This window comes from Aliifodinibius sp. S!AR15-10, assembly GCF_031569985.1.
GTDB lineage: Bacteria > Bacteroidota > Rhodothermia > Balneolales > Balneolaceae > JAMQKA01.
On sequence record NZ_JAMQKA010000024.1, the window covers coordinates 57,329 to 79,595 of the forward strand.

At 44.9% G+C, this 22,267-nt stretch carries 12 protein-coding genes; 11 read left to right on the forward strand and 1 reads right to left on the reverse strand.

The genetic code is table 11. From position 1 onward, the window contains the following. Positions 1–55: 55 nt before the first annotated feature. The 6 genes from NC796_RS15525 (at position 56) to NC796_RS15550 (ending at position 10,233) form a co-directional block, all read left to right on the forward strand. Positions 56–655, forward strand: a complete 600-nt coding sequence (locus NC796_RS15525; RefSeq protein WP_310685683.1) for an RNA polymerase sigma factor — start codon at positions 56–58, stop codon at positions 653–655. A 112-nt stretch (positions 656–767) separates the two neighbouring features. After that, a complete protein-coding gene (locus NC796_RS15530; RefSeq protein WP_310685686.1) occupies positions 768–1,553 on the forward strand; it encodes a hypothetical protein in 786 nt (261 codons plus the stop codon). Positions 1,554–1,769: 216 nt separating this feature from the next. After that, positions 1,770–4,955: a TonB-dependent receptor gene (locus NC796_RS15535; protein WP_310685687.1), complete on the forward strand. Its 3,186-nt coding sequence runs from the start codon at positions 1,770–1,772 to the stop codon at positions 4,953–4,955. Positions 4,956–5,038: 83 nt separating this feature from the next. Beyond that, positions 5,039–6,820 (forward strand): RagB/SusD family nutrient uptake outer membrane protein, encoded by a 1,782-nt coding sequence (locus tag NC796_RS15540; RefSeq protein WP_310685689.1) that lies wholly within the window; start codon positions 5,039–5,041, stop codon positions 6,818–6,820. A gap of 312 nt (positions 6,821–7,132) precedes the next feature. After that, on the forward strand, positions 7,133–9,352 hold the full coding sequence (locus NC796_RS15545) for a TonB-dependent receptor (RefSeq protein ID WP_310685690.1): 2,220 nt from the start codon (positions 7,133–7,135) through the stop codon (positions 9,350–9,352). After that, positions 9,352–10,233: a hypothetical protein gene (locus NC796_RS15550; protein ID WP_310685691.1), complete on the forward strand. Its 882-nt coding sequence runs from the start codon at positions 9,352–9,354 to the stop codon at positions 10,231–10,233. The genes NC796_RS15545 and NC796_RS15550 overlap by 1 nt, the downstream gene beginning before the upstream one ends. A 428-nt stretch (positions 10,234–10,661) precedes the next feature. Here the strand turns inward: NC796_RS15550 and NC796_RS15555 are convergent, their stop codons facing one another. After that, positions 10,662–12,425, reverse strand: coding sequence for a CRTAC1 family protein (locus NC796_RS15555; protein ID WP_310685692.1), 1,764 nt, complete (start codon positions 12,423–12,425; stop codon positions 10,662–10,664). A 164-nt stretch (positions 12,426–12,589) separates the two neighbouring features. On the opposite strand from NC796_RS15555, the gene NC796_RS15560 reads away from it, so the two are divergent. The 5 genes from NC796_RS15560 (at position 12,590) to NC796_RS15580 (ending at position 22,024) form a co-directional block, all read left to right on the forward strand. Then, positions 12,590–14,206: a VCBS repeat-containing protein gene (locus NC796_RS15560; protein WP_310685694.1), complete on the forward strand. Its 1,617-nt coding sequence runs from the start codon at positions 12,590–12,592 to the stop codon at positions 14,204–14,206. A 201-nt stretch (positions 14,207–14,407) separates the two neighbouring features. Then, complete coding sequence (locus tag NC796_RS15565) at positions 14,408–15,568, forward strand: FecR family protein (RefSeq protein WP_310685696.1); 1,161 nt, start codon at positions 14,408–14,410, stop codon at positions 15,566–15,568. Between the two features lie 98 nt (positions 15,569–15,666). Next, positions 15,667–19,077: a TonB-dependent receptor gene (locus NC796_RS15570; protein ID WP_310685698.1), complete on the forward strand. Its 3,411-nt coding sequence runs from the start codon at positions 15,667–15,669 to the stop codon at positions 19,075–19,077. 19 nt (positions 19,078–19,096) lie between these two features. Further along, entirely contained in the window at positions 19,097–20,881 is a 1,785-nt protein-coding gene (locus NC796_RS15575; protein WP_310685699.1) for a RagB/SusD family nutrient uptake outer membrane protein, read from the forward strand. Positions 20,882–21,100: 219 nt separating this feature from the next. After that, positions 21,101–22,024 (forward strand): TIM barrel protein, encoded by a 924-nt coding sequence (locus NC796_RS15580; RefSeq protein ID WP_310685701.1) that lies wholly within the window; start codon positions 21,101–21,103, stop codon positions 22,022–22,024. Positions 22,025–22,267 lie beyond the last annotated feature (243 nt).

Below are 22,267 nucleotides of genomic sequence, written 5' to 3' on the forward strand. Positions count from 1 at the left end.
TACGATAAAATTTTGGTGGTCAAAGCTCTATAAATAAGGGGAAGGGAAATAATATATGGACAATGGCGACTGTTATTATGAAATGTCGGATTCAGAAATATGGCAAACACTTAAGGAAGGGGACCGGCAATCGCTGAAGGTTCTGTTTGAACGCTATTATGATGATCTGTTTGGTTACGCTTACAAAGTAAGTGGAGATACCTACCTGTCAAAAGACTGCGTACAGGAATTGTTCTATCGCATCTGGGACAGGAAGGACCATTTGTCCGATGTCACCTCTGTGAAAGCCTATCTGTGGGTGTCACTTCGCAGAGATATTTTTAAAGCTATCAATAATGATAACAAAGAAATCAATAGGGATGATTTTATTTCTTATTCCAGATTGTTAGCGTTCACACCTGAAGATTTTATGATTCATGAAGAGAAACAAAGAGAACAAAAGAAAGCATTGGTCAAAGCCCTGAATAAACTGCCTGAACGACACAAAGAAGCCATTTACCTTAAATATTTTAATGGCATGGGGTATAGTGAAATAGAAAAAATAATGTCAGTTAGCTATCAGACGGCGCGTAACTACGTTTATCATGGGGTTAAGGCATTGAAAAAAGAGTTTGAAGATAAAATTTTTACCTCTCCGAAGAAGGCTGCAATGTAATTTTTTTATTTTTTTTGTTAAGATAGGTTACAAAGTGCTTTGATATAGTTCTTTACTAGTAAAGGCACTACATTTCTTTTTGGGTGTTTATTTTTCCTTTTGGGATGAAAAAATGGAAATTATCTCTTTCATAGAGGGACTGTCCAAAAACTTTTCTTTTATCCGGTGGGTTAAAGGCAATGCAGATATACGTGAAGCCGAAAAATGGGACACATGGGTAAATGAATGTCCAACAAATCTAAAATTGGCCAAAGAGGCGCAAAAGAAAGTACTTGGGATAGATTTTACCAATTCCTGTTCTAGTCACTGTGATGCAGAAAAAGAGTGGAATCAGCTTGTATCGAGAATTAAATTTAATAAAGAAAAAGATACCAGCACTAAGACTGCGATTTTAGGACGGAAATCACTGTTACTATTTACAAAATTATTCTGGATTTCTGCTGTTGCTGGCATTGCTTTTCTCAGTATAAACGTCAATTTATCTGGAGAACAGAAACAAGAAAATAATTTTTTATGGAAACTTAGAGAGACTGGACTCCGATATGATAACCCAGCTCACCTATTAACATATTTGCCGATAAAACCGAATGAGAGGGAGCAACGCAGCACCATTTCTTCAAATAGTAATGGCCATGTTGTTAAAATGGTTGAAAAAAGGTCTGGAAAATCCAGTTTTAAAAAGAATATTAGTTATCTGGATATTGACTTCAATATCACTAAATATTATTTGCCCACCGCTTTTAAGAAGTCTGTATCCCAAGATGATCTTTTAGAGAAAAAAACTATTTACAACAATGTTTTTTGGTACGAGAAAAAGTCAATACTTGACAGCTCTCCTATAAGTTACAGGGTCTTGGAAAAAAGAGACGTATGGAACCGAAGTGCCTCTCATATTTGATAATCTTTATCAAGTAAGAACGAGGGACATAACGATTGAAGATCTGTCGAATGACGTGCAGTCTATTTATTGGGGATGATTGATTATCACTTCATATAAAACGGATAGGCTGTTTTTGGGATTTCAACCAAGAATAAAAAAGGGAGGATAAAAATCACATTTCAAACATACCGTGGGATTACAATATCTAAATACCAAACATTAAATACAGGGATCATGAAAATACTAAAATCTATATGTGCCATTCTGGTTGTTGCTGGCATGTTTGTGCCGGTCACTGTAGCACAGGATGGGTTTGATAATGCTCTAACCCTGAATAACTCAAATAGTTCAGGGATTTGGGCTTTAGAGGCTGAAGGTGCCGAGCTGAGGTATATCGAGACCGTCAGCGGACAGATTACAGATAACGCAGGTGAGGTTTTGCCGGGAGTGAACATATTGGTTAGTGGAACTACTATTGGTACCACATCCGATACCGAAGGAAACTGGGAGCTAAATGTACCGTCATTACAGGATACACTTGTCTTTTCATTCGTAGGTTTTCAGACACAGGTTGTACCCATTGAAGGGCGAACAGAAATAGACGTGGCCATGGTTCCTCAAACGTACTCCGGTGAAGAACTAGTTGTTGTTGGTTATGGCACCCAAACCAGGGAAACGCTGACCGGATCTGTGAGTTCTGTTTCTGGGGGGCGTATAGAAAAAGTGCCCGTAACGAACATGGCGAACAGTTTGACCGGCCAACTACCTGGCGTCGTTACAGTCAACCAAAGTGGTGAACCGGGGTATGATGGAGCCACAATTCGTATTCGTGGTGAGCATACGCTTAATAACAATGAACCACTTGTGGTTATTGATGGTGTTCCGGACCGATCGGGTGGATTGGATCGCCTGAACCCAAGGGATATTGAAAATATCAGCGTATTGAAGGATGCCTCAGCAGCCATTTATGGTTCACGAGCCGCAAACGGGGTAATACTCATTACGACGAAACGGGGAAGAGTTGGGGCGCCCCAGTTCACGCTGGACCTCAACCAAGGCTTCAACCAGCCTACCCGCATACCTGAGATGGCGGATGCTGCCACCTACATGACGATGTTGAATGAGATTGACAATTACAGGGGACTCGGCGACCGGTATTCTCAGGAACAAATCAATTGCCATAGAAACCAGGAAGATCCTTGGTTGTGTCCTGACACTGATTGGTTTGATGAGGCATTAAAACCGATCTCTTTCCAATCTCGCGCAGATATGTCGGTTTCAGGTGGTAGTGAATCGGTTAAATACTACTTGTCATTCAGCGGACTGACCGAAGATGGATACTATGAGAACAGTGCAACACGCTATAATGAATATAGCTTTCGCAGTAATATCGACGGTCAGTTATCCGACTATATTAGCCTATCATTCGATGCGCTGGGTCGTTTCGAGGATAGAAATTTCCCAACTGAGAGTGCTGGGCAAACATTCCGTATGTTAATGCGTGGCAAGCCGAATGAACACGGGTTCTGGCCCAATGGACTTCCTGCACCTGATATCGAAAACGGTACCAACCCGGTTGTCACGGGTACCGATGACACCGGTTATGACGATGATGAACGCTATTATTTCCAAAGTAATGTCAGGCTCAAGGTTGATATTCCCGGCGTAGACGGACTTGCGTTTGAAGCAACTGCTTCTTACGACAAAGACTTCCTGCAGCGCAAGCGATGGCAGACACCATGGACCCTTTATTCACTTGAGGGATTCGACACCAACGGTGACGGAGTTGCTGACGGTATGGACAGCAGTGGAGAACCGGTATTCAACTCAAGCCTCGTTCCGAACCAGGACGCAAACCTGCAGCAGTGGTCAGAAACAGGCGACGGTATTCTCCTGAACCTCGTGGGTACCTATCAGCAGGATGTTGGGGACCACTCGTATAGCGTGTTGTTGGGTGCAGAACGCCAGGAATCCAATAATGCAGGATTCTGGGCCTTTAGAAGATTCTACCCATCCACACAGATCGACATCCTGGATGTTGGTGGTGAAGATCAGCAGGATTTGGGTGGTGGCTCAAGAGATGTTATTGATCAAAATAACAAAGAAGCCCGGCTCAATTACTTTACGAGGCTGAATTACAATTACCAGAGCAAGTACCTGTTTGAATTTGTTGGTCGGTATGATGGCTCTTACATTTTCCCGGAAGGTGAAAGATTCGGATTCTTCCCCTCATTTTCATTGGGATGGAGACTTAGCCAGGAAGATTGGTTCCAAAACGCAACGAATAACTTTTTCGATGAGTTAAAGTTGCGTACCTCTTGGGGGCAGACAGGAAACGACCGCATTGAGGAATGGCAATTCCTGTCAACATATACGTTCGGCGGTGGTTACATCTTTAACAACTCTGTGATGCAGAGTATTTTCCCGGGACGCACGCCAAATCCGAATGTGACCTGGGAAGTAGCCAACCAGTTTGATGTGGGAATAGAGACCGCTGTTTTTGACAATCAGTTGTCAATCGAGTTCGACTATTTCAACTATCTCAGGGAAGATATCCTTTGGTGGAGAAATGCTTCTGTTCCCCAAACAGCAGGCCTCGAACTGCCCAGGGAAAATATCGGGGAAGTTAAAAGCTGGGGTTTCGACGGTACGGTTTCTTGGCGAAAGCAGTTTGGTTCAAACTTCTTGCTTGACCTATCCCTGAATGGTGGGTATGCCACAAATGAAATACAGTACTGGGATGAACCGCCTGGAGCCCCTGAGTGGCAGCAATCAACCGGCAGAATGATGGAAGCTCCCCTTTTATACAGGGTTATAGGAGTTTTCAACGACCAGGCTGAAGTTGAGAGTTATCCTCACTGGGATAATGCACGGCCGGGTGATCTGATTTTTGAAGATGTGAACGATGATGGCGTTATCAATTCAGACGATAGAGTCAGGGTTGAACGAACCGATGTTCCAAAATGGAATGGAGGCTTGAACATCAGTGGGCAGTATAAGGCCTTCGATTTCACCATGTTAATCCAGGGTGCCGCAGGTGCATCCCAATGGATACAAACGCAATCTGGTGATTTCGGTAACTACTTCCAGGAGTTCGCAGAGAATCGGTGGACACCGGACAACCCGGATGCTTCAGGACCGAGAGCATTCCAACGCGAAGAAGAGTATTGGATTTCGCAACAAAATACTTACTTCTACCTGAATACGGATTACGTGAGGCTCAAAAACCTGGAAATCGGCTATAACGCACCGTCATCTTTCACCAGCCAGATAGGGCTTGACAGGTTACGAATTTATGCGAATGGATTTAATCTCCTCACCTTCAGTGATTTCTGGATGGACCCGGAAGCTCGTGAGGCTTCAGGTTCCTATTATCCACAGAAGAGGGTGATTAATCTCGGCTTGTCCTTATCATTTTAGAGGCTGGCCAGTATCCACCCAGATCTTTAGAAGGCCTGGGTGGATATAAGTTTTTTTAACTATTGAAGCTAAATGGAAATAAGATGAAGAAATTAAAAACAATGAAAAATCTAAAATATAAGATTCTGGGAATCCTGTGCGTCCTGTTTCTTTTCGGGTCATGCAGTGAGGATATCTTGAACGTCAGTCCAACGGATCAAATGTCCGATGAGACCGTCTGGCAGGATCCCGCACTAATTGATCTATATCTTGCCGATATCTACCGCAGGATGCACCACGGGATTGACGAAGTGAAGCTATCGTCCCTGACAGACGACACGCATTTCATTCACGGTTACGGCACAATCGAGATCGTACAGGGGATTGCAAGTCCAAGTAATGTGGGGGCTTGGGGCCGCGGTGATCTCAGGCATTTCAGATGGGATCATCTGTATAGTGCAATCCGTCAAACCAACATTGTGTTGGCGAATATTGACGATGCCAATGTAACTGAGGAGTTTAGGAATAATGTGAAGGGGGAGACGCATTTCCTGCGTGCTTACTTCTATCACAACCTCGTCCGCAACTACGGCGGGATTCCTATCATTACGCAGGTTTACAACCTGGATGACGACTTGCTGGTTCCGCGCAACAGCTTTGAAGAAAGCGTCAATTTTGTTGTTGAAGAGGCTGATCGAGCCGCGGCACTGTTACCGGTGGAAGCACGAGATCTGGGACGCGCAACAAAAGGCGCAGCATTAACACTTAAAGCTAGAATCCTTATCCATGCTGCAAGTGATTTGTACGCAGATCCCATCGGGTCAACTCCTGAAGTAACAGGGTATACATCCGGAAGCCAGGAGGCTCGTTACCAGGCTGCAAAAGACGCTGCCCAAGCTGTGATGGACATGGGAGTTTACAGTCTTTTTGAACGGGTGCAAGGTGATCCGGCAACAAATTACGAACAGCTCTTTATCGTAAATGAAGACCATGAAGAGACGATTATGGCCCGTTTCTTCCTGGGTAGCCGCGACTGGCAGGACCGTTTCCTACCCCACCAGTTCAACGGCCCAAACGGCTATCGCGGATGGGCGGGGAACACGCCATTGCAGTCGCTCGTAGATGCCTACGAGATGGCCGATGGAACCCAGTTTGACTGGAACAATCAGGCCCATGCGTCTGATCCTTTTGCCAACCGGGATCCACGGTTTTATGCTTCTATCCTCTATGACGGGGCACCATGGGTAACGCCGCCATCATTCAGGGAGCCTTACGATGTAGATGGTCATATTCAAACCTTTGAGCGTGTGACACTTCCCGATAATTCCCAGGTAGTTGGGGTTGATACCCGGAACGGCCCTATTGAGGACTGGAACGGTAGCTATTCCCGATATTATTTGAGGAAGTTTATCGATCCGACCCTGCCACCCCAGGAGAGAGCGGAAACCCCTTGGATTTACATGCGGTATGCCGAGGTCATTCTTAATTATGCAGAAGCATGTATCGGGCTCGGTGAGGAGCAAAATGCCCGTGATGCAATGAATATGATCAGGGCCCGGGCAGGAATGCCGGATATCACCGACAGTGGACAAGCATTGATCGACCGATATCAAAACGAGCGACGTGTTGAACTGTTTGGTGAGGAGCATCGGCTGTTTGACATCCGTAGATGGAAAACCGCTCCCACAAAGTACGAAGATGCCCGTGGAATCTTGATTACCGCTGAGGCTACTGATGCAAGGGACAGGTCCACCTACTCCAACTACACCTTTGATCCGACGTTGCATATTCAGGACAGGGCCTGGGATGACAGCCACTATTTTGCCCCGATACCGTTCGATGAAATCAATCGTAACGACCAGCTGGTGCAGAATCCGGGGTATTAAATCTTAATAAAAATGAGTGCATTGATGAGCAATGTAAATATGATTAGATGCTTCAATTCCTGTTGAAGGATTTGGTAATTGCCCAGCGAACGGCACTCATAAATAACTTATCTCAGAAGCAGGTCCAGTAGCCTTTGGACCTGCTTCGTTTTTATTATAAAACCGGTGAATGCCAGGGAGTAATAGAGACCAGGAACAGGTGATCAATTGCAATAACTGGCCATTCCGGAAGAAGTGGTGACGAAGATGTATTCCGGTTTCAATTTTTACAGAACCGCCTTTCTACTGCTGACCACTGCTTTTATCAGCATTATGGCCATAAATTTGGGAATAGCACAAACTTCTCTTGTCCAGGGAATAGTGACAGACAGTGCTTCTGCACGACCGCTGGAAGGTGCTAACGCAGCTCTGCAGATTTTACCAGTGGAAGAGGAAGGGCGTATTCGCGGAATAGCAACAGACGACAATGGTTTCTACCAGATTACGGGTATATCGGCCGGTACTTACCTGTTTCAAATTAGTTTTGTCGGTTACCTAACCTTCAAAGATACGCTCATCGTAGAAGAAGGGGAAATTCGTACTGTCAGCGTAGCTCTAAAACCTGATGAGGAACAGCTCGATGAAGTTGTGGTATCTCCCACCAGGGGAGCTGCCCGACTCGAAGCCGGTAGACAAGAGATATCGTCGGTGGAAATTCAAAGAGTTCCTTCGCCCTCTGGGTCGGGAGATCTTGCTAGCTACTTACAGGCAATGCCCGGGGTTGTTGCCTTGGGAGATCGGGGAGGACAGTTCTACATTCGGGGCGGGACGCCAACAGAAAATATGGTTTTGATAGACGGCACATTAATCTTTCAACCGTTTCATATACTGGGTTTTTTTTCAGTATTCCCGTCAGACTTGGTTAGTGAAGTGGATTTTTATGCCGGTGGATTTGGCCCAAGATACAGTGGGCGCATTTCCTCGGTTCTGGATGTGAAAATGCGTGACGGAAACCGATACCAGCCCTCAGGTAATGCTACCGTAAGCCCATTCGTGGGGGAGCTGTTGGTTGAAGGACCTTTAAAACAGGGAAAGTCCTCCTTTATCGCCTCAGCTCGAAGATCATTGATAGAATTTACAAGTCCATGGTTCCTCGAGCAAAAACAACCTGTTGAGTTTGAAAGCCAGTATCTGAAGTTAAGTCATTTTGGAGTAAATGATACTCGCTGTTCTGGAATGGCTCTTCGAACCTTTGACCGTGGACAGCTTGACTTTGAACAGGAAGAGGTGACAGAATGGAAAAATTTCCTGCTTGGCGGTCGCTGTGTAGTACTTCCCAACGACACAGATTTATTGTTTGATTTGAATACGGGATTCTCTCACGTGTCGAACGCTGTGGGTAGCATTAATGATCCAGAAAGGTTTTCCTGGATTACACGGTTTAATCTTGACGCTAATATTACGAGATACATTCGGCAAACAAGATTAAATTACGGGTTATTTGTACACATAAAGACCCTGAAGTACGATTTTAAGGATCAGTTCCAGATTCCACAACAAGCAAGCGATCATCTTTTGAATGGCGGAGTATATATGGAGGCTACCATTCCGTTAGGCGAGCAGGTTCATTTTTACCCAGGATCCGTATTTACCCTGTATCGTGAGAATTACAGGACAGGACTGGAGCCGCGTTTCAGGGTTTCCTGGCATCCCCCTGCGCTTGAAGATGCACAACTAAATTTGGCCCTCGGCAGGTATACCCAATCACTGGTAGGGCTAAGCGACACACGAGACGCGAGTTCCGTATTTACTGCCTGGATGGCTGCCCCGATTGGAAAGGCGAAAAAGGAGTCAATTCATGCGTTATTGGGTTGGAGTCAGTCGCTGGGCAGCGGATTCCAAATATCTTTTGAAGGATACCATAAATGGCTTCGGAATATCCCCGTTGCGGTGTGGAGTACGTTGGCAGAATTTACGACTGATCTCGCATTAGCTGATGGTCGCGTATATGGCAGTGATATCCGCCTGGAATATAACCGGCGCACATTTTATAGTTTTCTCGGTTATGGGTATTCCTGGACTCAATATGAGGCAGCACAAGATCACTTTAATGTTTGGTTTGGAGAGCCGGTACAAAGATACCATCCGTCACACGACCGTCGCCATAACGTAAATGGTTTGGTGAGTGTGAATTTTGGCGATTATACCGCCTCCCTTCGCTGGGAGTTTGGAACCGGAGTGCCCTTCACCCGCCCAATCGGTTTTGATGAAATCTTTTTTTATAACGAGCGGCTTCCTGATTTACAGCGTGTATTTGGTACCTCTCGGGTAATACTGGAAAAACCTTACCAAGGGCGAACGCCCTCATACCATCGCCTGGACATTTCTCTTGAACGTATTTTCAGGTTCAATTCAGCAGACTTGACTCTTCAAATCGGGGCAATCAACCTGTACGATCACAACAACCTTTTTTACTATGATGTGTATACTCATCGAAGGATTGATCAGTTGCCGCTGGCACCCTATTTGTCTGTAAAGTTAGGATACAATTGATGAACGTTCCCAGATTATATGGTTATAAAAAGTTGGTTCCTTCACATAATTTCTACCTGCTATTCTGCTGTTGGGTAGCTCTTATCATAACAGCCTGTGAACAACCTTTTGAACCGGTTCAGGAAAATGTACGGCATTTTTTCTCCATAAACGGCTATCTTGATGCTTCCGTCGATACACAATGGATTCGAGTTATGCCTGTAAGAGAAACTCTTGATCTTGACGCCAACCTAACAGCTCCCGCGGTCACGCTTGAACATATACAAAGTGGCGAAATGGTGACTATGAATGATTCAGTTTTTAATTATGCAGGAGATAGATACGCATATATTTATTGGACCACCATGGATATCCTTCCGGAACAAACATACCGGATTACAGCTACTGGTGACGACGGTCATAGTAGCGAGGCACAAGCCACTCTTCCACATGATTTTCCCGTTCCCCAATTTCGCGAGCCTGAGTTTGGGGCTGACATACTGATAATCCGAGAAGTAGAAAAATTGGCCGATGTGCAGGTAGTTTATACTATCCAACGTGATGGAACTGCTGAAGAGTTTAAAGCTGCTTTTCCATATTTGGAGTTCAGTATTTTTATCCCACAGGCCACCTATCGTGTTCCCATAAACCCGGAATTTGGTCGTTCACAAATCAGGGAGATGTATTGTAATATTTCAGTAACTGAGCGGAATGTTTTTGTTGCCTCCGGTGGCCCCGAATGGGTTGACTTTCTATCTCTTGACAGGCATACGATTGCCTTGCCGGAAGGCATATCAAATATTGAAAACGGGGTAGGATATTTTGGAGGTATTATCAGTAAAACCTTCCCCTATATTGACATTGAAGGTAATACCGGGCTGTTTCAAGTACCATGTCTCTGAGTGGATTAGTTAGGACTTCCTCAGACCCCATTTAAGTATTTGTATTCAATGGTTCCTGGATTTTACATGCCAGCTTAGTGCAAGGTTTTCAGATCTGTAATCGAATTTCCCTGCATTTCACCAGGGTCCATGAACAGTAGGGTACTCCCGATTTTAGCAAGAAGCTGCTAACCAAATAGGTATGTTCATTTTTTGTATGACCAAAAAAGTCACCAAAAAATCCCAGATATTCTCATTTTCGAGCTTATTAGAGACCATCGCTTTTCTACACCGTTCGCTTTAAAATAAATTTGTTGCAGGGATTTTCTGGACTTTGAGGGGTGCCGTCGTCCGGGAATTGTGGTTATTTCAACTATAAATTCAGACTTTTGAGTAGGCCCTGGGTAAGTCAAATACTGCTATCTACAGAACATCTCGGCGTTTGATTCCTAGGGCTTGTAATGGGCTACTTCGACCGGGCTATTGGGATTGTCACCTTCCCGGATATGTATTATTTCATTCATATTAATGTTTTCATCTGTGAGTGTGTCGGTACGCCCCGAAGGCCATTGAATAGAAAGCTGTTTGATGGCTGAACTCCCCAACCCAAAAAACAGCGATTTACTGCCAGTGCTCAGGTATGAATTGCCAGCCACGACAATCTGGCTTTGGTTTAACCCGTCTTCTCGTTCAATCGTAACCCTGGCCCCGATGGCGTCTCGGTTAGAAACGGTTCCTTCCAGATCAATTCTAACCCAGTTGTTTCCAGCGGTTTTGTTTTTTAGAAGTTGGGGGGAGGCCCCATCAATGTTGGAAAAGATAAGGTCAGGTGTTCCGGACCGATCCATATCTATTACAGCTAACCCTCGTGTAAGCTTATCATTGGAAAAACTGGCGACTGTTTTCGTGACATCTTCAAATTTTCCATTCCCCAGGTTTTTGAAAAACAGGTTCTCCGCCTCATCGTGTTGATCCCAGATCGGACCGCTGGCCATTGACAGATCAAGGTGCCCGTCCAGATCCAGGTCAACAAACGCAATACCCCATCCCGATGATCTCGCACTGGGTATTATCCCGGTATAAAAAGTGGCATAATCAAACCGAAGATTGCCATAATTTCTAAATAAAGAAGTCATTTGAAGTGTCAGATTTGTAACCACCAGGTCCATGTGCCCATCGTGGTTAAAATCAGCGGCATCGATCCCCATACTGCTCTTTAACTCATCTACAAACCCCGCTTTGCCTATTTCAAGAAATGTGCCTTCCCCGCTGTTCAGGTATAGCCGATTGGGAGACATGTCATTGGCGATATAGATATCGGGCCAGCCGTCATTATTAAAATCCGACCAGATCGCGGAGAGCCCCTTGCCATCCTCGCGGTATCCCGCTTGATCCTGGTTTGTAATTCCAGCCTCCTGCGTTACGTTTGTAAAGGTGCCATCCCCGTTATTGCGGAACAGTACCGATGGCTGACCATTGTAAGCTGCGGGAATAAGTGCACCGTCGCCAAAATGAGCAGGATTATTTATATCCCAGGCGGCATTGTTGACGACCAGGAGATCTAAGTAACCGTCCCTGTTGTAGTCACCTGCCGAAGCCGCTGCTGCCAGGCAGGGAAGAGGGGCACAAAGTCCCTCTAGGCTTACTCCGGCTGATTCCGTTATATCCGAAAAAATCCCTCCACTGTTTTTAAAGAGCTGTCCACCTTCATATGCCGCGATATAGAGGTCCTGGGTTCCATTGTTGTCAAAATCAAAAAAGAGGGCTCCCATTGGATATCCCTTTATGCTATTGAGGCCAGCTTTGGCTGTGATATCTTCAAACGTTTCATTACCCAGGTTGCGATAAAGAGCCGATTGTGAGTAAGGCTCGCTAAATTCGGGATCAAAAGAGGGCATACCGGTAAAAAAGATATCCTCCCATCCATCGTTATCCATATCAGCTACGGCAACCCCGCCGCCCATCACTTCGATATAGCTTGGATTGGCAGCGTAAATTGGGGCGCGTTTAAATGAACCTAAACCGGAATCCAGGCTTATATCCACCAATTGAATTTTGGGAGAGTCAAAAAAAGGCAGCTTTTGAAATTGAATGTTGTATAAACCGCTGTATTGACCTAATCCCAACAAACCGATGAATACTATCCCAACAATTGCGATCCAGAATGCCGAATAACGTTTGCTCTCTCGCGAGCTTTTATTTGACCTGGACATGGGCGAATTCTACACTTGTTGATGTTACTTATTGTAAGTAAAATGAGAAAAAAAGGGTTTTGAAACTAATTTTAGATTACAGCTTTTTCGTTTCATTTGGGAAATGAGGGCTTTCTTCTAATAGATCATACCGACGTTACGAATAAAATATCCATCATAACATCATGGGAAGAAAATCGAAGATTATTTTTATAGTAGTGGGAGTGCTGTTTGTAGTTGCAATATTGTTACAATTGTCGATTAATACACAACAACCGGATACAGGTGCTCATCAAACTATTAATGACCCTGATTTGCTTGAGGGCAAACGGTTATCCGAAATTCACTGCAGCACCTGCCATAAATATCCAAACCCGAAATTACTCCCATGGAGGACTTGGCGCTTTGAGACTCTGGGGGCAATGGCGCCATTCCTTGGTGTTAAAGATCCCAGTTCCAGTGGTAGCTCGCATGATCAGCGCAGTAATCCCTATATACCGAAGAATATATATCCATCAGAACCCCAGGTTACCCAAGAGGAATGGCAAAAGATTCGCAATTACTACCTTTATGTAGCACCACAAGAGCTGGCCTTTGAAGAAATGAAGCCTCGAATTCGAGAGGACTCTCTCTTTTTCAGAGCCAGTTATCCTACTTATCGGCCCAAGAACCTGCCTTCAGTTTCGGCTGTGGAGTTTGACCCCAAGAACAAGCTGATTTATCTGGGTGATTCTAACGAGAAGAAATTGCTGGTTTTTAACCAGACACTGGATCTCATAAACAGCCGTCCAATCGATTCCCCCTTATCTCAAATTGAGATTCTTAATGACACAGTAAAGCAAATACCGCGTGATTTATTATTAACGTTTATCGGTAACTTTGATCCGAGTGATGCGCCTTACGGTTCGGTAGTGCGGGGGGGATTTGATCCGTTAAAGATGGAGTTTAAGAAGGATTCCCTGCTCTGGGATAATCTTGCACGTCCAGTTGAGAGCAAATATGCGGATTTGAACAAGGATGGGCTGAAAGATTTAATTGTAAACGAATTCGGTCACCGGGCGGGCAGCCTGTTTTGGTTGGAGAACAAGGGAGAAGGAAAGAAACCCGAAAAAAGGGTATTGATCAGCAAGCCGGGATGTATTCAGTCATATGTTATGGATTATAACCAAAATGGGTATGAGGACATTCTTGCGCTCTGCTCCCAAACCGATCAGGCAGTGTATCTATTCGAAAACGAGGGCAACGGTAAATTCCGGAGGAAAACATTGTTGCAATTTGAAGTTACAGCCGGGTCCAGCTCATTTGAAATACACGATTTTAATGACGATGGGCATCCTGATATCCTGTACACCAGTGGAGACAATGCTGATTTTTCTCAGACCTTCAAGCCATATCACGGAGTTTACATCTATCTGAATGATGGGAAAGACCAGTTTGCTCAAAAATGGTTTTATCACATTAATGGGGCTTACAATGCAAAGGCCCGGGATTTCAGTGGGAATGGTCTGCTGGATATCGCAGTTATATCATACTTTTCTGATTATGAAAACAGACCGGAAGAGGGCTTTATCTTCTTCAAAAATGAAGGTGATTTCTCTTTTACTCCATATCATCATCCCCGGTCTGACATTGGAAGATGGTTGACTATGGATGTCGCAGACTGGACAGGCAACGGGAGAGACGACATCATCCTGGCTAATTTCCCTGAAGGGCCTATAGTATCGGCAGATTCTATTAAAAACCGATGGGAGAGAGGACCCTATTTTTTACTGTTGGAAAATCTTTCGGATGAAGTGGAGTGATGTAGTACAGATATAAGATTACCCTTTTATTTTTTTCATTGTCTTTTCCCCTTCCCCAAAAATATCTGTAAGATCGAAAATAAGCTCTCTCTGATAATATAGAAGCGAAAATATAGAAAGTTCAATAAGTGTAGAGTAATAAAATAAAGCCCTTTATGTATCCTACCAAAAGGTAGTAAAAATATTTTTTTATTCTTTTTTATGAAAAAACCATTACAAAGCCATTTCTCTTTGCTCTTTACTATCGATGTGATTAATGGAATAACTACTAATCTAAGATCTCGGATGGGGAATAAAATTACGTCTGTTGACGAGTTGTCAAAAAACATCTCTTTTATCCGCTGGGTTAAGGGTACAGCATTACCAGCTGAGATTCATAAATGGGACAAGTGGTTAGGTGAATGTCCATTGAATGAAAAATTGGCCAGGAAAGCTCAGCAAATAGTTCTGGGAATAGACTTTGTTCATCCCGATTACCAGGACGTGAATCAAGAGTGGAATGAGCTAGCAGTTAGAATTGACAGTAAATCACTAAGAAGTTATTGGGCCCGTCGTAATTCAAATTCACGAAGTATATTTTTTCTGAAAATTGCCGCCATTTTGTTAATGGCAGCGGTAACAGGTGTCACATCTTTTTTTATTTACAACAGTACCCGGGAAAGACAGTTGGCGCAGAAGCAGTCTCCGCTTGAGTGGAGAACCATTAAAACGGAATTCAAGGAACAAAAAACGATTGTTCTTTCCGACGGCTCATCAATTACATTAAATGCCAATTCCTCGATTACATATCCTTCAGGCTGGGTTCGGGGTAATGTTACTGAAGTTCATCTAAAGGGTGAAGCCTATTTTTCAATCGCATCGCGAGAGGGACCAAATGTACCCCCCTTCAAGGTTCAAACCCCTGATGGAACCATACAGGTTTTAGGGACGAAATTCGTCGTTAAAACTGGGCCAAAGAGAACGAATGTAGCCCTTGAAGAAGGTTCTGTTACCATCCTGAAAAATACTGACGGAACCAAAGATTCTGTAGGCTCTTATCAGATAAAGCCTAACGAACTTGCCACTTTCAGCAGAAGTAAGGAGGAGATATCAGTTAGGGAGTTTAAAAATATTAGAATTTTCACCTCTTGGACGGAAAATGAGCTTTTACTTGATCATTCTCCATTCACTTTTATGGTAAGTCGCATCAAAGATATATATGGCGTTGAAATAAAGGTGCTGGACAAAAAACTATGCGAACGCACACTTACCGGTACGGTAAAATTGAAGGACCTTGAATATGTAATTGCTTCCATATCAAAAGTTATTGAAGCAAAGGTTACCTATAGCAATGGAATAGTTTATTTCGGGAATACCAACTAATAACCAAAAGAAGGGGAAATCACCATACTACACTACAAAAAACAAACCACTAAAAAGACAACCAAAATCAAAATGTCTAATATATAAATACAGGGACCATGAAAATACTAAAATCAATAGTTGCTGTCCTGATTGTGACTTGCCTGTTCGTGCCGGAAACGATCGCCCAGGATGGTATTGGAAATGTGTTTACCCTGAATGACCAGAAAAAAGTACATCTGGTTAAAACGGGTACACTGTTAAGTGATGCACTGGCAGAAATTGAAAGCAAATACAATGTGGTTTTCTTATACGAAGATCATCTGCTGGAATCTAAGCGATTAAATCGTGAGATAGCTGTTACAGAAAACAGTATTATGAAAGGGGTACAAAGCGTAATTAGTGATTATCCTCTTGCATTAAAACAACTGGATAACCGCTTGTTCGGTATTGTTCCAAAATCGGAAACAGAAGTTGCCATGGAGACGGTCAGCGGACAGATCACCGATGAGGAAGGAACTTCTCTTCCCGGGGTTAACATAGTAGTGAAAGGTACTACAACGGGTACAACCTCAGGGCCAGACGGGAACTGGGAACTTGGCGTTCCTTCACTGCAGGATACCCTCATGTTTTCCTTTGTCGGCTTTGTACGACAGGAGGTAGCTATTAACGGTCGTACCCAGATAGACATCACCATGGTCCCTGAAACGTTTACAGGTGAAGAACTTGTAGTTGTAGGGTATGGTACCCGTGAGAAAGAGACTTTGACAGGGTCGGTTAGTGCTGTTGGAGGTGAAGAACTTCAAAAAACTCCCGTTTCAAACGTTTCCAATACAATTGGCGGTCGTCTGCCCGGGGTTGTTACCGTTACGGACAGTGGTGAGCCGGGATATGATGGTTCTACTATTCGAATCCGCGGTGCCCATACATTGAATGACAACAGTCCCCTGATCGTTATTGACGGGGTTCCAAATCGTGCTGGTGGACTTGACCGTCTTAACCCACGAGATATTCAAAATATCTCAGTTCTTAAGGATGCATCTGCCGCTATTTACGGTGCGCAGGCTGCCAACGGGGTAATTTTGGTTACAACCAAACGTGGACGTGCCAACCAGGCCCCGCAGGTTACGCTCGATTTCAACCAGGGCTTTAACCAGCCCACTCGTATTCCTGAGATGGCGGACGCTCCTACGTACCTGAGAATGCTGAACGAAATCGATATTTACCGGGGGCGTGCTCCACGATATGCCCAAGAAGAGATTCAAAGGCATGAAAATATCGGGCAGCAGGATCCATGGTTGTATCACGACACCGACTGGTTTAGCGAAGCTCTGAAGCCGATGTCCTACCAGACAAGAATGGATGCATCCGTTTCAGGTGGTAGTAATAATATGCAATATCGCTTGTCCATTGGCGGTCTTACCGAAGATGGATATTACGAGCGCAGTTCGACACGCTACTCGCAGTACAACTTCAGGAGTAACATTGACGGCCAGATTTCAGACAACGTAAGCGTGCGTTTCGATGTCAACGGGCGGTATGAAGATCGTAACTTCCCTACACAGCCTGCTGGTGCAACGTTCCGGATGATAATGAGAGGTAAGCCAAACCTTCCAGCGTTCTGGCCAGATGGATCCCCAGGTCCCGATATCGAAAACGGGCAGAATCCTGTGGTTACGGGTACCGATGTTACAGGGTATGATGCTGATGATCGATATTACTTGCAGACAAATCTTGGAGTAGACATTGAGATTCCAGGTATAGAAGGACTTGGAGTCCGCGCCAATGTTGCGTATGACAAAGACTTCCGCCAAAGAAGACAATGGTTCACACCGTGGACACTGTATACATTTGATGAAGCAGCCTATATGGATGCAGGAGGGAACCCGGCCAATGGTTCTGATTTCCTTACCGGGTCACTCAGACCAGGTGGACAGGAGCCCCAACTTACGCAGTCAAATGAGGATAACTACAATATTCTCTTGAACTTGGTTGCCGAGTATCAGCGTGATTTTGATGATCATTCTATGGGAATATTGGTTGGAACTGAGCAGCAAAGATTCAAAGAAGCTGAGTTTGAAGCTTTCCGCAGAAATTATATTTCTACGGCTATTGACCAATTATTTGCCGGTGGAGAAGCCCTGAGGCAAAATTTTGGTACCGCTTCACAGGGTTCTCGATTTAATTTCTTCAGCCGTTTAAATTACGACTACCAAGATAAATACCTGCTGGAGTTTGTAGGACGTTATGACGGTTCCTATATCTTCCCAGAAGAAGGACGCTTCGGCTTCTTTCCTGCGTTCTCACTTGGATGGAGATTGACAGAAGAAGAGTTCTTCACAAATAATGTTGGGTTCTTTGATGAGCTCAAGCTTCGTACGTCATGGGGACAAACGGGTAACGACCGTATTGATCCTTATCAGTTCCTGGCTACTTATGCATTTGGAGACCTTGGGAACGTATTTGGTGTCAGTAATGAAGTTCAGACCCTTTATCAAACACGTACACCGAACCCGGCCGTAACCTGGGAGGTAGCCAATCAGTTTGATATTGGAATTGAGGGGGCAATTTTGGATGATAAATTGTCATTCGAACTCGATCACTTCAATTATCTTCGTACAGATATTCTGACCCAGCGAAATGCTTCTGTTCCACAATCAGCGGGTATCAGCCTGCCGGAAGAGAACATTGGGGAAGTTAAGAGTTGGGGATATGACGGATCGATTACCTGGCGTGACCAGGCAAGTTCCGACTTCCTCTACAGCATATCGCTGAATGCCGGTTGGGCAACCAACGAGATCAAGTTCTGGGATGAAGCTCCCGGTGCTCCCGCATGGCAGCAGTCTACCGGTGCCAAGATGGATACCGACCTGTACTATGTAGCTGATGGTATTTTCCAGGACCAGGCAGAAGTTGACAGCCGACCACACTGGCCGGGTGCACGACCTGGAGATGTCATTTTCAAAGATATTAACGGGGATGGTTCTATCACCGCTGATGATCGCAGAAGGATCGAACGAAATGATATCCCGGAATGGACTGGTGGTATCAATATCAACGGAAGTTATAAAAACTTTGACTTCACGATCTTCTTCCAGGGAGCGGCAGGCGCCTCTCAATACTACCAGACCCAGTCTGGTGAGTTTGGCAACTACTTCCAGGAATATGCGGAAAACAGATGGCGACCCGATCCCAATGATGCTTCTGGTATGAGTCCGCACCCTGACTACGGTGAGTTTTCAGGTCCGCGTACGTTCAACCGTGAGGAAGAATACTGGATTCAGCAACGTAACACCTATTTCTACCGGGATACGGATTATATCAGGCTTAAAACCCTTGAGATCGGGTATAACATGCCGGATAACCTGATGACTAAGCTCGGTATGAGAAATCTGAGAATCTACGCCAATGGCTTCAACTTGTTGACTTTTGACAAGTTTAAACTGATGGATCCGGAAGCCAGTTCTCAGGGTGGAGAGTATTACCCTCAGAAGCGTGTGATTAACGTTGGTTTAACCGCATCTTTTTAATTATTAGACGAGAGAAATTATGAAGAACACAATATTTAAAATAACTGCAATGTGCGTGTTAACATTGGGGGTTTTAGCCTGCGATGTTAACTCGTTATTGGATCAAAAACCGCTGGACCAGATTTCAGAAGATGCGGTTTGGAATGATCCGCCTTTGGTTGAGGCCTATGTAAATGAGATCTACTGGGAAATGTACCATGGATATCAGGGAACTATGCTAGCCGGGGCCACCGATGAAGCTCACTTCATCCACGGTTACGGTACGGCTGAGTTCTTGCAGGCCAATATCACTCCAAGTAACCTCGGTGCTTTTGAAAATGACAGGTACGAGAACTTTGAGTGGGGTAGTCTGTATGGTGCCATTCGTGAAGCGAACGTAGTGCTTAGCAAGCTACCCGAAAGCACAATTGAAGATCAGCAATTTATTGATCAAATGACGGGTGAGGCGCATTTCTTGCGTGCATTCTTCTATCATCAACTGCTCCGGTTCTATGGAGGGGTTCCTCTCATTACGGAACCATATGGATTGGACGATGATATGTCTGCCGCTAGAAATTCCTTTAAAGAGACCGTTGACTTTATCGTCGCTGAAGCGGATAAAGCAGCTGGTATGCTCCCTCTTACACGTTCTGATTCCGAATTAGGTCGTGCCAGTGCTGGTGCAGCTATGGCATTGAAATCGCGAGTACTTCTGTACGCTGCAAGTGATTTGTACCACGACAATCCATCAGGTAATCCTGAAACTGGTTACACCAGCGGGCAGGATCGTACGCAGATGTGGCGTGATGCCAAAAATGCAGCGCAGGCTGTCATGGATCTGAATGAGTACAGCCTCTTCCGGCCAAGTCCGGCAAACGATGAGGAGGCCACCCAAAACTTCATTGATCTCTTCCTCCAGCAAAACAGTGAAGAAGTAATCATGCAGAAATACCTGCTCAGAAAGCACCAGTGGATGGGGAACTACCCGGGACTGGAAAACGGACCCAATGGATACCACAACTGGGCCGGTAATACACCGATACAGGCGTTCATCGATGACTTCCGGATGGCCGATGGCACGGAGTTTGACTGGAATAATCCGGCTCATGCCTCCGATCCCTACGCCAACCGTGACCCACGGTTCGATGCCACAGTTTTGCATGATGGTTCCAATTGGCGACAGCGTCCCCCGGATGCTGTAGGCCTGGATCCTCATAATATTATTCAGTCCTTCCGTGAAATCACCCTTCCGGATGGCACGGTATTACCAGGTATCGACACCCGTGATGGTCCTATCGAAGACTGGAACGGAAGTTACACGAGTTATTACCTGAGAAAATTTATTGATCCAACCGTAGCCCATGCCAACGGAACGACCCAGGAAATCCCTTGGATCTATTTCCGATATGGTGAAATACTGTTGAATTATGCTGAGGCTTCTATTGAACTGGGCGAAGAAGAGGATGCTCGGAATGCACTCAACCAGTTGCGCGAGCGTGCTCACATGCCGGATATTACTGCGAGTGGTCAAGCACTCATTGATGAGTACCGTAATGAACGCCGTGTTGAAATGGCATACGAGGAACAGCGTTACTTCGATATCCGACGCTGGATGATTGCACCTGATGTGCATACTAGCATACGCGGTATGGACATATATGTTGAAGGACAGACCCGTGCAGACCGATCAAGCTATACAAACTACCAGTATGAAGTCAGTCCTGTGATACAGGAAAGAGTCTGGGATGACAAGTTGTATTTCCTCCCGATTACGCTAGAGGAGATCAACAGGAATGATCAACTGACTCAAAACCCTGGATACTAATCCAGAACTGTGATGTATTGCGTTGCTAAATACTTGGTGAATATCTTATACTGAGATATAGCATTGATCTAATACTCACTTAACACAATTTTATTATTATGATGTAGGTCGGTGAAACGGCCTGCATCTTTTTTTTACAACCAAAAGCGTCATAGGAAACCGGGGTTAGACCTGTAAGCTACTTTGCCTTTATTTTTAACCAAACGATATGTGATGATTATGGATCGGAAAAACTTCTTAAAAAATAGCTTGTTAGCGGGATCAGCATTTGCAGCTGCTCCACTGAACATACATGCATCGGGGAAAAGCTTTTCAAAAGGAAATACGCAACATTCCTTCAAGTTAAAATACGCACCACACCTGGGCATGTTCAGGAACCATGCTGGTAATGATCCGATCGACCAGATAAAGTTTATGGCCGACCAGGGATTCACTGCTTTTGAGGATAACGGCCTGATGAGGCGTACACCGGAAATGCAGGAGAAAATGGGCAGCCAGCTCGCGAATTTGGGCATGGAGATGGGCGTATTCGTCATCGACAAAGGCGGCAATTCGGCAAACTCTTTTACTGCGGGAAACCCTGAATACACTGAGATTTTTGTGAATGCCTGTAAGGAGGCAGTGGAGGTAGCAAAACGGGTGAATGCCACGTGGATGACCGTGGTGCCGGGCAACTTTGACCGCTCACTGCCGATGGGTATACAAACCAGCAATGTGATTGAGACCCTTCGAAGAGGGGCTGAGATTTTTGAACCCCATGGCCTCGTTATGGTATTGGAACCGCTTAGTGATACCCCCGATCTTTACCTGCGGTATTCCGATCAGACGTATGAAATTTGTAAAGCGGTAAACAGTCCCTCTTGCAAGATCCTGTATGATGTATATCACATGCAGAAAAACGAGGGGAACCTGATTCGCAATATGGAGCTGTGCTGGGACGAGATTGCGTACCTGCAGGTCGGAGACGTCCCCGGCAGAAATGAACCCGGAACAGGGGAGATCAATTTCCAAAACGTGTTCAAATATGTCCACGAAAAGGGATTCGATGGCATAGTGGGCATGGAGCACGGGAATGCCGGTGATGGGGAAGAGGGAGAAAAGGCCCTTATCGAAGCGTATGTTGAGGCCGACAGCTTTAGTTAGCCCCATTCTCACAAATAGTAACTTAAGAACGTTAGTGTTACGAAAAATCTATAGTGAGCGAGTTCCCCCTGTTTTTGTGGCGCGTATATCTGGTCGTATTTGTACTAGCACGAAAATCCCCCTTCGAATGTTCTGTTCGGGGACATGGTTTACACCCGTTCGGGGAGATCCTTTACACTTTTTAATTAGCATGTTGATTTACAGTAATTGTTCGAATTTGTTGATGGCAAAAATAGACGTCAT

Bases quoted from the DNA above. Each gene is read 5' to 3' on its own strand.
- NC796_RS15540 (WP_310685689.1), top strand. From the start codon at position 5,039: ATGAAGAAATTAAAAACAATGAAAAATCTAAAATATAAGATTCTGGGA.
- NC796_RS15570 (WP_310685698.1), top strand. From the start codon at position 15,667: ATGAAAATACTAAAATCAATAGTTGCTGTCCTGATTGTGACTTGCCTG.
- NC796_RS15535 (WP_310685687.1), top strand. From the start codon at position 1,770: ATGAAAATACTAAAATCTATATGTGCCATTCTGGTTGTTGCTGGCATG.
- NC796_RS15565 (WP_310685696.1), top strand. From the start codon at position 14,408: ATGAAAAAACCATTACAAAGCCATTTCTCTTTGCTCTTTACTATCGAT.
- NC796_RS15575 (WP_310685699.1), top strand. From the start codon at position 19,097: ATGAAGAACACAATATTTAAAATAACTGCAATGTGCGTGTTAACATTG.
- NC796_RS15525 (WP_310685683.1), top strand. From the start codon at position 56: ATGGACAATGGCGACTGTTATTATGAAATGTCGGATTCAGAAATATGG.
- NC796_RS15550 (WP_310685691.1), top strand. From the start codon at position 9,352: ATGAACGTTCCCAGATTATATGGTTATAAAAAGTTGGTTCCTTCACAT.
- NC796_RS15580 (WP_310685701.1), top strand. From the start codon at position 21,101: ATGGATCGGAAAAACTTCTTAAAAAATAGCTTGTTAGCGGGATCAGCA.
- NC796_RS15545 (WP_310685690.1), top strand. From the start codon at position 7,133: ATGGCCATAAATTTGGGAATAGCACAAACTTCTCTTGTCCAGGGAATA.
- NC796_RS15555 (WP_310685692.1), bottom strand. From the start codon at position 12,425: ATGTCCAGGTCAAATAAAAGCTCGCGAGAGAGCAAACGTTATTCGGCA.
- NC796_RS15530 (WP_310685686.1), top strand. From the start codon at position 768: ATGGAAATTATCTCTTTCATAGAGGGACTGTCCAAAAACTTTTCTTTT.
- NC796_RS15560 (WP_310685694.1), top strand. From the start codon at position 12,590: ATGGGAAGAAAATCGAAGATTATTTTTATAGTAGTGGGAGTGCTGTTT.